The 12,582-nt window shown below is 73.3% G+C and carries 11 protein-coding genes; 1 reads left to right on the forward strand and 10 read right to left on the reverse strand.

All coding sequences use genetic code 11. From position 1 onward, the window contains the following. The 6 genes from ACH4SI_RS29750 to ACH4SI_RS29775 all read right to left on the reverse strand — a co-directional run bounded on the left by ACH4SI_RS29750 (position 1) and on the right by ACH4SI_RS29775 (position 5,213). Positions 1-795: an endonuclease/exonuclease/phosphatase family protein gene (locus ACH4SI_RS29750; protein ID WP_398300990.1), complete on the reverse strand. Its 795-nt coding sequence runs from the start codon at positions 793-795 to the stop codon at positions 1-3. An 18-nt stretch (positions 796-813) separates the two neighbouring features. Next, positions 814-1,755, reverse strand: coding sequence for an ROK family glucokinase (locus ACH4SI_RS29755; RefSeq protein WP_398300992.1), 942 nt, complete (start codon positions 1,753-1,755; stop codon positions 814-816). A gap of 57 nt (positions 1,756-1,812) precedes the next feature. Further along, complete coding sequence (locus ACH4SI_RS29760) at positions 1,813-2,295, reverse strand: DUF5304 domain-containing protein (RefSeq protein WP_398300994.1); 483 nt, start codon at positions 2,293-2,295, stop codon at positions 1,813-1,815. A gap of 121 nt (positions 2,296-2,416) precedes the next feature. After that, positions 2,417-3,802: an ArsA family ATPase gene (locus ACH4SI_RS29765; RefSeq protein WP_398300996.1), complete on the reverse strand. Its 1,386-nt coding sequence runs from the start codon at positions 3,800-3,802 to the stop codon at positions 2,417-2,419. Positions 3,803-3,938: 136 nt separating this feature from the next. Next, on the reverse strand, positions 3,939-4,376 hold the full coding sequence (locus tag ACH4SI_RS29770; protein ID WP_398300998.1) for an SRPBCC family protein: 438 nt from the start codon (positions 4,374-4,376) through the stop codon (positions 3,939-3,941). 66 nt (positions 4,377-4,442) lie between these two features. After that, entirely contained in the window at positions 4,443-5,213 is a 771-nt protein-coding gene (locus ACH4SI_RS29775; RefSeq protein ID WP_398301000.1) for a metallophosphoesterase, read from the reverse strand. 252 nt (positions 5,214-5,465) lie between these two features. Here ACH4SI_RS29775 and ACH4SI_RS29780 point away from each other — a divergent pair, with 252 nt between their 5' ends. Beyond that, positions 5,466-7,262, forward strand: a complete 1,797-nt coding sequence (locus ACH4SI_RS29780; RefSeq protein ID WP_398301002.1) for an AMP-dependent synthetase/ligase — start codon at positions 5,466-5,468, stop codon at positions 7,260-7,262. Between the two features lie 56 nt (positions 7,263-7,318). Here the strand turns inward: ACH4SI_RS29780 and ACH4SI_RS29785 are convergent, their stop codons facing one another. The 4 genes from ACH4SI_RS29785 to ACH4SI_RS29800 form a co-directional block, all read right to left on the reverse strand. Then, on the reverse strand, positions 7,319-8,461 hold the full coding sequence (locus tag ACH4SI_RS29785) for a glycosyltransferase family 4 protein (protein ID WP_398301004.1): 1,143 nt from the start codon (positions 8,459-8,461) through the stop codon (positions 7,319-7,321). A 356-nt stretch (positions 8,462-8,817) separates the two neighbouring features. Further along, the gene (locus ACH4SI_RS29790; protein ID WP_398301006.1) at positions 8,818-10,041 is read right to left on the reverse strand and encodes a hypothetical protein; all 1,224 of its coding nucleotides are present in this window, start codon (positions 10,039-10,041) and stop codon (positions 8,818-8,820) included. Between the two features lie 90 nt (positions 10,042-10,131). Then, entirely contained in the window at positions 10,132-11,244 is a 1,113-nt protein-coding gene (locus tag ACH4SI_RS29795; protein WP_398301008.1) for an NlpC/P60 family protein, read from the reverse strand. Positions 11,245-11,449: 205 nt separating this feature from the next. Then, complete coding sequence (locus ACH4SI_RS29800; RefSeq protein ID WP_398301010.1) at positions 11,450-12,475, reverse strand: NlpC/P60 family protein; 1,026 nt, start codon at positions 12,473-12,475, stop codon at positions 11,450-11,452. Positions 12,476-12,582: the final 107 nt, after the last annotated feature.

Below are 12,582 nucleotides of genomic sequence, written 5' to 3' on the forward strand. Positions count from 1 at the left end.
CTACGTGGATACCGGGGGCACCCGGGGCAGCCGGAGCGCGGCCAGGACCGGAAGGTGGTCCGTGGCCGCCCTCAGATCGGCGTCGTCGACACCGGGCAGCTCGGAAGGCACCCCGCAGCCGATGATCTCGATGCCGTCGGACGCGAACAGTGCGTCGATGCGGCGGCGCGGATCGCCCGGGTCGAAGGTGGCCCCGGACGAGGCCCCCCAGGGCTCGGTGGCCCAGCCGTCCCGCAGCGTGCCGGCGATACGGCGGAAGGCGCGGCCGTCGGGCTCCTCGTTGATGTCCCCGGCGGCGACGGCGTACGGGACGTCGAGCGCGGCGATCCGGTCCAGCAGCATCCCGGCCTGGTCGTAGCGCTCGGCCGCGGCCAGGCTCAGATGGCAGCTGAGGACGCCGAGCCGGATGGCATCGTCAGCGCCCCGGTGGCCGCCGCCGAAGCGCAGCACGGCGGTGGCGAAGCCCCGCCGGTGCAGGCCGGGGACACGGGGCAGCAGGATGTCCTCGGCCCGCTCGACGTGGGCGCGCAGCGAGGTGAGGATCATGGGACCGGCGGCGGTGGCCCCGCCCGTGACGTAGACGAGGCCGGTCTCGCGGGCCAGCCATGCGGCGGCCTTGCGCCAGCGGAAGAAGCGCGGCGCCTCCTGGACGCAGACCACGTCGGGGGCACAGGCCCGGATCACCCGGGCCAGCGCCTCGCGGTCGTCGCGCAGTGAGCGGATGTTGTAGCTGAGCACCCGCACCACGGCCGCGTCGGGGCCGGTGGTGGAGGCGGGCAGATCCGCGAGCGCCACGCTCCCCCCCTTCGGGTATCAGCCCTGGCGGGCGAGGTCGGCGGCGCCGACGAGCCCCGCCTTGCCGCCGAGCTGGGCGGCGAGCACCTGGGCGTGCGGCCGCCACTGGTTGCCGACCAGCCAGCGGCGGAACGACTTGCGGATCGGCTCCAGGACGAGATCGCCCTCGTCGGAGACCCCGCCGCCGACGATGAACGCCGAGGGGTCGAAGAGCGAGGCGAGGTCGGCGAGCCCGGCGCCCGCCCAGCGGGCCAGCTCGCGGAAGGAGTCGATGGCGACCGGGTCGCCCTGGCGGGCGGCGTCGCTGATGTGCTTGCCCTCGATGGTCTCGGGGGTGCCGTCGCCGAGGCCGAGCAGGATCTCGGCGTTCTCCGGGGTGGCGGCGGCGCGCTGCTTGGCGTAACGCACCAGGGCCCGCCCTGAGGCGTACTGCTCCCAGCAGCCCTGGCTGCCGCAGCCGCACAGCAGACCGTCGGGGACGACCCTTATGTGGCCGAACTCGGCCGCGACGCCGAACCGGCCGCGGTGCAGCTTGCCGCCGATGATGATGCCGCCGCCGAGGCCGGTGCCGAGCGTGATGCACACGACGTCGTCGTGGCCGGCGCCGGCGCCGAACCGGTACTCGCCCCACGCCGCCGCGTTCGCGTCGTTCTCGATGACGACGGGCAGGCCGACGCGCTGCTCGACCTTGTCCTTCAGCGCCTCGTGCCGCCAGTTGATGTTGGGCGCGAAGAGCACGGTGGCGCGCTTGTCATCCACGTAACCGGCCGCGCCGATGCCGACGGCCTCGACGTCATGACCGGTGCTGACCTTGCGCACCGCATCCGCGATGGCGTCGACGACGCCCTCGGCGGTCGGCGGGGTCGAAACCTTGCTCGTTTCGAGAATCGAGCCCTCTTCGTCGACCACGCCGGCCGCGATCTTCGTGCCGCCGATGTCGACGCCGATGGTGAGTCCCATGAGTCCCTCAGTTATTTGGTCGAACCCCGCCACGGCTAACGGTACCGGAGGTAGCGCTCAATCGAGGTCGATGTGTTCACTACTCGAACCCTGACCTTCGTCTCCATCAGACGTCCGCCCGCTGTCGCCGCTCTGGGTCCAGCGCTGCTCCTGGCCCGTCACGGCGGCCCGGTAGGCGGCGAGCAGTTCGCTTCCGGCACCGGCGAGATGCTCGAATACGTCGGGATTGCGCTCTATGACCGGCTCGACGGCCGACTTCGCTCCTGCGATCAACTGTTGTACGGCCCCCTGCACCGCCGTACCGGCGAGCGGGGACTGCGCCCCGGTCAGCTTCTCCGCGACGGCCTCGGCCAGCTTGCGCAGTTCCTCGGCGGCGCTCCCCGGCTCCTCGCGGCCCTCGCCGCCCTCCCGGGCCCGCCGCCGGGCCTTCTCCGCGGCCAGATCCTCGGCGCAGGCGCGCTCCCAGGCGTCAGGGTCGATCTCGGTGACCGGTACGTCGGTGCCCGGGGCGTCTGCGGGGCGCTCGGTGGCATCGCTCATGGCGAACTCCTGCGGCGGGGAGGCTGGCTGCCCGGTCCGTTCGTTCAACCGGGCTTGCTCTCGACGTTACCGGAACGACGGGCGAGGGTCAGAGCCCGCGGCAGGCGCACAGGAAAGCGGATCAGGGGCGCTTGGGCCACAGGTCGGGGTCCGGGGTGAAGCGGACCTGCAGATGACCTTCGCGCAGCCCGGCCCCGGAGACCGTGCAGCGGCGCAGCGCGGACGGCAGCGGCAGGACGCGGTGGAACGAGCCGACCGTGACGATCAGTTCGTCGCCGCGCCGGACCAGGCCGAGACCGTCCCGGTCGGCGCCGGGCAGCGGCAGCCGCCACAGCAGCACGCCCTCGTCGGCCAGCCGGTCCTCGACGCTCCACGGGTCGGCCGCCGGGCGGTCCGGCCGCGGGTCGGGCGCCCCGACGGGACCGGCCAGCGCGGCCAGCCCTGCGGTCGGGCGGGGGCCGCCGGCCTCGCCCGGACGGCCTCCGCCGGGGCGGACGACGATGGGGTCGCCGTCGGCGGAGCCACCCTCGCCGGGGACGACGATGACGGGGCCGCCGCCGGTGGGGCCCGGATCGGTGGCGTCGCCGAGGCCCTGCGGATCGCGGCCCAGATGCGGCAGCTCGCGGACCGGGACGGCCGGCGCCCACTGCTCGTACAGCTCCTTCAGCGCGGCCTGCTGCTGCCCGGACAGCGCCCCGAGCCAGGGGTCGGGGGTGCCGGTGGGCAGCAGCCGGTTGGCGATGACCGACTCCACCCGGCAGCCGTGCAGCGCCAGCCCGGCGCGGGCGGTGCGCAGCGCGCGGTCGGCGAGCGGTCCGGGGTCCACCACCACGCGTACGGTCGTGGCCTCCGACTCCAGGACGCCCTGGACTCCGGCCAGCTCGTGCTCCCAGCGCTCGGCCAGCTCGTACAGCTTCTGCGCCGGCATCGGCATCCCGGCCAGCTGCGCCAGCATCGGCCGCAGCGCGCGGGCCGCCTGCCGCTCGGCGGGCAGCAGCCGCCGCAGATAGCGGCGCAGCTGTTCGGGCAGGGCGAGCAGGGCGACGGTCTCCGGCGCGGGCGGCAGGTCGACCACGAGAACGTCCCAGCCGGTGCCGGGCGGCGCGGTGTGCGCGGCGCGCAGCGCGCGCAGCAGCGCGACCGACTCCACGCCGGGGAGTGCGGTCAGCTCCTCGCCGTCCAGCGGGGTCGAGCCGAGCATGTCGAGCATGCCGCGGCCGCGGTCCTGAAGGACGGTCAGCTCGTCGCGGAACCACTCCTCGGTGACGACCCGGGCGGCCCACAGGCCGGGGGCGAGCGCGACGGGTACGGACCACGGCAGCCGGTCGGCGCTGCGCCCGGGCGCGCCGCGCAGCGGGGCGATGCCGAGCAGCGCCTCGGGCGTGCCGTCCCGGTCCGCGGTGAGCAGCAGGGTGCGCTGTCCCTCGCGGGCGGCGGCGAGGGCCGTCGCGGCGGCCACGGTGGTGCGGCCCGCGCCGCCCGTACCGGTGACGAGGACCGTACGCATGAAAGAAGCCTCCGGCAGGGGGTTTCGTGGGTGTGCGGTGCGGCTCCCAGTGGCCGCCCCCGCCGGAGCGTACCCCGCCACCGGCCCGCGCCCCGCCTGCCGTCGGCCGCGCGCCGAGCCGGGCGCCGAAGAGGGGTTACGCGGCCTCGACGCGCTTCTTCAGGCCCGCGAGCGCCCGGTCGATGATGACCTTCTCGGCCTTGCGCTTGATCATGCCGAGCATGGGGATCTTGACGTCGACGGTGAGCTGGTACGTCACCTCGGTGCGCGCGCCGCCGTCCCGCGCGGCCAGCCGGTAGGAGCCGTCGAGGGTGCGCAGCATCTGGGACTTGAGCAGGGACCAGCTGACCTGGTCGCCGTCCCAGGTGTACTGGAGCGTGTAGTCGTCCTTGATGGCCCCGGCGTCGAGCACCATCCGCACCTGCTCGCCGCGCCCCTTCTCGTCCTTGGTGAGGATGTCGGCCTCCTTCACCTCACCGGACCACTCCGGGTAGCGGTCGAAGTCGGCGATCACCTCCATCACGTCGGCCGGTGCCGCCTCGATCACGATGCTCGAGCTGGTGTGTTCCGCCATCGCCGTGGCTCCTCCGTACCGGTCCGCCGCATGGGATGTCTGCCGGTGAAGGCTATCGCGCGCGGGTCACCACTCCATGGTCCAGGGGGTGCCGGTGGAGGCGAAATGTCCGACGTTGACGCATTCGGTGGCGCCGATCCGCATGCGGCGGGCGAGCGGCTGGTGGACGTGGCCGAAAAGCGAATAGCGGGGACGGATGGTGTGGATCGCCTCCAGCAGCGCCCTGCTGCCGCGTTCGAAGCGGCGGGCGACGGTGTCGTAGCAGAGGTCCGGCACCTCGGGCGGGATGTGGGTGCACAGCACGTCCACCTCACCCCGGCCGCCGAGCGCCGCGATCTTCTCGGCGTACGTCTCGTCGTCGATCTCGTACGGGGTGCGCATCGGCGTGCGCAGGCCCCCGCCGACGAAGCCGAAGACGAGACCGCCGATCTCGACCCGCTCGCCGTCGAGGATCGTGGTACCGGGTTCGACGTATTCCGGCCAGAGTGCCGGTATGTCGACGTTGCCGTAGGTGGCGTACGTCGGGGCGGGGAAGGCGGCGAACAGCTCGGCGTACTGCCTGCGTACGGCGGACTCGATGGCCGCGCCGCGATCGAGCCCCGCCCACAGCCGGTTGCCCAGCTCGCGGGCCTCCTCGAAGCGGCGGGCGGTGCGGAGTTCGACCAGGCGGTCGGCGTTGTCGACGCCGAAGAGGTCGGGGAAGATGCCGCGGGAGTGGTCGGCGTAGTCGAGGAAGAGGACGAGGTCGCCGAGGCAGATCAGGGCATCCGCCCCGTCCGCCGCCTTCCCCAGATCCTGGCTGTTCCCGTGCACGTCACTCACCACGTGGACTCGCATGCGTGTCACCCTAAGACCAGTGACCATCCGTCCGTAAGGTGTTCCGCTCGCAGTGACCCGCGTCCACCTGCGGTTCCTTCTGGGCCGCGATGGCCGTCGGCTAGTCTGCGCGCAGGACGGAGGCGGTGTGTGACGCATAAAACATCTGTACGAAAACCCCTATCCCGGAGCCATACCGATGGGTAACGTCCGGGCAGTCCTGCACCCCCTTTTGCCCTGCAGCGGCGCCGGCGCCCACGAGGAGCAGCAGTCTTGCGCGAGTTCAGCCTTCCGGCCCTGTACGAGGTTCCGGCCGACGGCAATCTGACGGACCTCATCCAACGCAACGCGGCGCAGCATCCGGATGTGGCAGTGGTCGGCCGCAAGGTCGACGGTCGCTGGGAGGACGTCACCGCGGCGGACTTCCTGGCCGAGGTGCGCGCCGCGGCCAAGGGCCTGATCGCGGCCGGGGTGTCGGCGGGCGACCGGGTCGGTCTGATGTCGCGCACCCGTTACGAGTGGACGCTGCTGGACTTCGCCATCTGGAGCGCGGGCGCCATCACCGTGCCGGTGTACGAGACGAGTTCACCGGAGCAGGTGCGGTGGATCCTCGGCGACTCGGGCGCGGTCGCGGTTCTCGTCGAGACCGGGGTGCACGAGGCGGCCGTGGAGTCCGTACGGGACACCCTGCCCGCACTGAAGCACGTCTGGCAGATCGAGGACGACGCGATCGGGGCGCTGCGGAGCCTGGGTTCGGACGTCAAGGACGAGACGGTGGACGAGCGCTCCTCGCTCGCCAACGCGGACTCCCCCGCCACCATCGTCTACACCTCGGGCACCACCGGCCGCCCCAAGGGCTGCGTCCTGTCGCACCGCAGCTTCTTCGCCGAGTGCGGCAACGCGGTGGCCCGGCTCAAGCCCATCTTCTCCACCGGTGAGTCCTCCGTGCTGCTCTTCCTGCCGGAGGCGCACGTCTTCGGGCGGTTGGTGGAGATTTGCGCGGTCCTGGCACCGATCAAACTCGGCCATGTTTCGGACATCAAGACGCTCACCGATGAACTCGCTTCGTTCCAGCCGACCTTGGTGCTGGGCGTGCCGCGCGTCTTCGAGAAGGTCTACAACTCGGCGCGGGCCAAGGCCCAGGCCGAGGGCAAGGGGAAGATCTTCGACAAGGCCGCCGACACCGCCATCGCCTACAGCAAGGCGCTGGACACCCCGGCGGGCCCGTCCTTCGGTCTCCGGCTCAAGCACCGGGTCTTCGACCGGCTGGTCTTCGGCAAGCTGCGCGCCGCCCTCGGCGGCCGCGCCACCCACGCCATCTCCGGCGGCGCCCCGCTGGGCGAGCGGCTCGGCCACTTCTACCGGGGCATCGGCTTCACGGTGCTGGAGGGCTACGGCCTGACCGAGTCCTGCGCGGCCACCACCTTCAACCCGTGGGACCGGCAGAAGATCGGCTCGGTCGGCCAGCCGATGCCGGGCACGGTGGTCCGTATCGCCGACGACGGCGAGGTGATGCTCCACGGGGATCATCTGTTCACGGAGTACTGGAACAACGAGGCGGCGACGGCGGAGGCGCTGGCCGACGGCTGGTTCCACACCGGGGACGTCGGCACCCTCGACGAGGACGGCTACCTCACCATCACCGGCCGCAAGAAGGAGATCATCATCACCGCGGGCGGCAAGAACGTCGCCCCCGCGGTGATCGAGGACCGCATCCGGGCGCACGCCCTGATCGCCGAGTGCATGGTCGTCGGCGACGGCCGCCCGTTCGTGGGCGCGCTGATCACCCTGGACGAGGAGTTCCTGCCCCGCTGGGCCGCCGAGCACGGCAAGCCGGAGGGCGCGACCGTGGCCGACCTGTGCGAGGACGCCGATCTGCTGGCCGAGATCCAGACGGCGGTGGACGACGGCAACGCGGCGGTCTCGAAGGCGGAGTCGGTGCGGAAGTTCCGGGTGCTGACGCAGCAGTTCACCGAGGACTCGGGGCATGTGACGCCGTCGCTGAAGCTCAAGCGGAATGTGGTGGCGAAGGACTTCGCGACGGAGATCGAGGCGCTGTACGGCGGCTGAGCCGTTGTGCGGGCCCGGGGCTTGTAAGGCCAGACCCCGGGCTCTTTGCCCTGGTCCTAGAGAAGTGACCGCAGCCGGTCGGCCAGCAGGTCCCAGCGCCAGCGCTCCTCGACCCAGGCGCGGCCCCGCTCGCCCATCCGGCGGCGCAGCGGCTCGTCCTGCAGCAGGGCGACGATGCGCTCGGCGCTCTGCTCCGCGGAGCCGCCCGGCACCACCCACCCGGTCTCGCCCTCCAGCACCGCGTCCGGCGCGCCGCCGGAGTCCCCGGCGACGACGGGGAGCCCGGTCGCGGACGCCTCCAGGTAGACGATGCCCAGGCCCTCGACGTCCAGCCCGCCCCGCCTCGTACGGCACGGCATGGCGAAGACGTCGCCCGCGCCGAAGTGGGCGGGCAGCTCCTCCCAGGGCACCGGGCCGGTGAAGCGTACGGATTCGGCCACGCCCGTCCTCTCCGCGAGACGGCGCAGGTCCTTTTCGTACGGGCCGCCCCCGACGATCAGCAGCACCGCGTCCGGCACCCGCTTCAGGATCCGCGGCATGGCCTCGATCAGCGTGTCCTGCCCCTTGCGCGGCACCAGCCGCGATACGCACACCACGACGGGCCGCTCCGCGAGCCCCAGCCGGGCCCGGATCTCGTCCCCGCCCGAGCCGGGGTGGAACGTCTTCTCGTCCACCCCCGGCGGCAGTTGGACCATGCGGTCGGCCGCCTCGGGGGTGAGGGCGGCGGCGATGCGGGAGCGGGTGTACTCGCCGAGGTAGGTGATCGTGTCCGTCCCCTCGCCGATCCGGCGCAGCAGGGCGCGGGAGGCGGGGAGCTGGGCCCAGGCCGCCTCGTGCCCGTGCGTGGTCGCCACCAGGCGTCGCGCCCCTGCCTTGCGCAGCGCGGGCGCCATCAGCCCGAGCGGGGCCGCGGCCCCGAACCACACCGATCCGCAGCCGTGCTCGCGCAGCAGCTCGGTGGCGCGGCGCGTGACGCGGGGGGTGGGCAGCAGCATCGTCGTACGGTCGCGGATGACGGGGAACGGCTGCTCGGCGTCGAACCGGGCGGTGGCCTCGGCGCCCTCCTCGCCGCGCTTCCAGGTGGACGCGTAGACGACGACCCGCTCCGGGTCGAGGCGGAGGGCGATGTTGTGCAGGAACGCCTGGATCCCGCCGGGGCGGGGCGGGAAGTCGTTGGTCACGAGCAGGGTCTTGTCCATCGGGCCCGACAGTACCGGGTGGGTGCGGCGCGGTGCCGTGTCCCCCACCCCGCCCCTACCCGATTCCGGGGCTCCGCCCCGGCCCCCGGTTGGGGGCTCCGCCCCCAAACCCCCGCTCCTCATTCGCCGGAGAGGCTGGGATGTCCCGGCCGGGGCTCCGCCCCTGGACCCCGGGTTCTGGGCAATCGTTCCGCGAGGGGGCACCTCCCAGCGGTAGCCGGGGGAGGGACGGGTGGGCACAACCCGGCCACCGGCCCGCACCCAGCGACGAAACCCCAAGCGCCATCCGGCGGAGCCGCATCCAGCGCAGGGGACCCGGGGCAGCGCCCCGGTGTCGGGGAGGGGCGGGGTGGGGGCTAGCCCAGGACCTCCGCCACGTACTTGCGCCACTCGGCCGTGAACTTCGGCAGGCTCACGTCCAGTACGTCCCGCAGGCCGTCCTCCACCGCGCCCTCGCGCCGCGGGGCGGCGCCGACGGCGCGGTAGAGGGCTACCAGCTTCCGTTCGCCCCAGCGGTCGGCGATCATGCGGCAGGCCAGCCAGCCCTGTTCGTAGGCTTCGGAGAGGCGGTCGGGGCGGCTGCCGAAGCGGAAGGCGTCGTCGGGCGGGAGGGCCTTCGGGAGACGGCCCGCGGCGACGGACTCGGTCAGTTCGGGGGCGACCTGGCTGGGGGTGCGGCCGGGGATGCGGTAGCCGGTCCAGTCGGCGAAGCCCTCGGAGAGCCACAACGGGGTGGCGGCGGTGGTGGCGGCCCGGGTGGCGACATGGGCCGTCTCGTGGGTGATCACAACCTGGCGCCCGAAGTCGCCGAGCGCCCGGTACGCGTCGGGGTTGACGATCACGCGATCGGCGGGTGAGGAGTCGCTCGCGCCGCCGACCTCGCCGGTGGTGACGGCCGCGATGCCCCGGTAGCCGCCCGCGGAGGCACCCAGCAGGGCGGCCATCCGGCTCAGCGAGGCGGGCACCTCGACGACGACGCGCCCGGCCCAGGAGCCGGGCCAGACCCGGTCGAGGGCGGGCACGGCCCGGTCGGCGGTGGCGGCGACCCCGCGCAGCAGCCTGCGGTTCTGGCCGACGCCGAGGACGAGGCTGTGCTTGCCGCGGACGACGTCGACCCGGCCCTGGTCCCACAGCTGGTCGACGCCGCGCTTGCCGTCCACCCGGCCGTCGTCGTCGGCGACGAACCAATGCCCGTCGCGGTGCGCGAGCGTCAGGTACTGGGGGGCGACGACGGGGGCGGTGTCGTATCCGGCGAGCCGGTAGCGGAGTTCGACCTGGGCGGCCAGGCGGCGGCCGGTGCCCAGGGCGGGCCGGAAGCCGCCGGTGTGCACCAGCCGGTACGTCCAGGAGCGCAGCGGTACGGCGGACAGCCGGCGGAACACCTGCCGCTGCTGGGCCCGGTAGCCGGCCGAGCCACGGTCGACGGTGGCGAGGAAGGCTGCCGCGTCCCGGCCGCGCACCGCCGCGGCCCGCTGGTCGAGCATGCGCTGCACGGCGCGGCCGTCGCGCCCGGCGGGGTCGTCGGGCGGAACGGTCGTGCCGCACGCGCAGAGCGCGGCCAGCGGCAGCGCCCACACCACCGGCAGACAGAGTGCCGCCCGCCATCGCCCCGATCTCCACCGACTCCACCGACCCGTCACGCCATAGATCGTACGAGCCGCCGCCGCGCTTCAGACGCGGGTGATGGAAAAGATCGGCATCATGCCGACGGGGTCGTAGCGGACCGCCGCCCCGGGGTAGGGCGCGTGGATCACCTGCCCGCCGCCGGCGTACATGGCGACGTGCCCGGCGTCGGAGCGGTAGACGATCAAGTCGCCGGGGCGGGCCTGGGACAGCGGGACCGGCTGCCCGGCGTGCGCCTGGGCCTGCGAGGTGCGGGGGATCGCCACCCCGGCCCGGCGGTACGCCCACTGGGTCAGCCCGGAGCAGTCGAAGGCGGTGGGCCCGGCCTGCCCCCAGGCGTACGGCAGGCCGAGCGCGGCCCGCACCGCGCCGAACGCCGCGGCGGCGCGCGGCGAGGCCGGCGGCAGATCAGTCGTAGCGTGCGCGCCACCGAGGGGCACGCCGGGCACGGCGTACGCCCCGTGCCCGCCCCCATCCCCGGCGCGCGAGGCGCGGGCGTACGCCTCCCACTCCCCCGGTCGCAGCGCGCCCAGCAGCCGTCGCGCGGTGGCCAGCCTGCGCTGGACCTCGCGCTTGTGGCGGGCGACGGCCAGGCGGTTGCGCTCCAGCTTCACCAGCTGCGCGGCGGCCTCCGCACGCTGCTGCGCCAGGGTGCGCTGGGCGCGCGCCAGGACCCGCAGCTGACCGGCCTGGCGGCTGGTGATGCGGTCCAGCATGGCGGCCCGGTCGAGGTAGCGGGCCGGGTCGGAGGAGAGGAGGAGGGCGAGGCCCGGGTCGAAGCCGCCGGTGCGGTACTGCCCGCCCGCGATCGCGCCGAGCGCGACCCGCATCCGGTTGACCCGCTCCTGGCCGCGGGCCGCCCGGTCCTGGAGGCGGTCCACCTGGCGGCGCAGCCGATGGGCCCGGGTGCCGGCCGCGTTGTAGCGCTCGGTGGCCTGTTCCGCCTGCTCGTAGAGCCGGTCGATCCGGTCGGCGGCGGCCCGGTCGGCGGAGGGCGGGGCCGAGATCCGGGCCGCGGGGTGGCCCGCCGGGGTGTCCTGGGGTTCGGCCACGGCCGGGGCGGCCAGCGCGGCGCCAGTGGCGGCGGCCGCCGAGGCGGCGGTCCAGACGACGGTGGCCCGGACGGGCCCGTGCTTCGAGACACGGCGAAAGGACGCCATGGGAGCCGCACTCCCTTCCGCGGAGTCGGTGAGGAACTGCGCGCAGACAGTAGCGGCGCGAGCACCCCGGGGCCAAAGCCGATCGCGGGCACACAAACTGACGCCCCGCCGGAGACCGCAGGTCACCGACGGGGCGGGAGTCGTGTGGAGTTGTGGCGATTCGCCCGAACGGAGGGGTTCCGCGAGGTTTGAACGCCTTACGCCGTCAGACCCTCACACCGAACTGGAACGGCATGTTGTCCATCGACTCGAAGCGCACGCCGGCGCCGGGCTTGGGTGCGTGCAGCACCTGCCCGTTGCCCGCGTACAGGCCTATGTGGTGCAGGTCGCCGTAGAACAGCACCAGGTCGCCGGGCTTCAGCTCGCCGCGGCCGATGCGGCTACCGGCGTTGGCCTGGTCCTGCGAGATGCGCGGCAGCTGGACCCCGGCCTGCTGGTACGCCCAGCCGGTGAGGCCGGAGCAGTCGAAGGAGGACGGGCCGGTGGCGCCCCAGACGTAGGGCGAACCGATCTTGGTCTTGGCGGCAGCCAGCGCGGCGGCGGCACGCTGCGAGTCGGGCACCTCGTTGCCCAGGTCGGCCCGGCTGCTGGAGCGGTTGGCGCGCTCCTTCTCCTCCTGCGCCATCTTGGCGCGTTCCTGCTCGGTGAGGGTGTTGAGCAGGTTGCGGGCCTTGGTGAGCTTGCCCTGGATCTGCTTCTTCTTCTCGCCCAGGGCCTTCCGGGTGTCCGCCAGGTCCTGGAGCTTGGTGGACGCCTCCTCGCGCTGCTGCTTGAGCGTGCGCTGCTTGTCGGCGATCTTCCGCAGGGACTCGGCCTGCTTGCCGCTCACCTGGTCGAGGGTGGACGCCTTGTCGAGGTAGGTGTCCGGGTCGGAGGAGAGGATCAGCTGTACGGAGGGGTCGATACCGCCGGTGCGGTACTGGGCGGTGGCCATCGCACCCAGGCCGTCGCGCAGCTTGTTCAGGTCCTCCTGACCGCGCGCCACGTTGTCCTGGAGGTCGCCGACCTGCTGCTCCAGCTTCTCCTGCTTCTCCTTGGCGCCGTTGTACTTCTCGGTCGCCGCCTCCGCCTCTTCGTAGAGCTTGTCGACCTGCTCCTTGACGTCCTTCTTGTCCTGCTTCGGAGCGGCCTGAGCGGCCTGGGACGTGAGGGCGACGGCGGCAGCGGCGGTCGCCGTCAGAACGGATACCCGAGTGCGGCTCGGCTGCTTGGGTCGACGGTGGGACGCCACGAAGGCGAGCTCCTTCTTCCTCCGGCCGCCTACCAGGGGTTGAGGTGCGACCCCGGCTCCACGGATACACCGCGGACTCGGCGGTACCCCCGCTGTCACCCCGGATG

It is taken from the genome of Streptomyces sp. NPDC021212 (assembly GCF_044332925.1).
Taxonomy (GTDB): Bacteria; Actinomycetota; Actinomycetes; order Streptomycetales; family Streptomycetaceae; genus Streptomyces.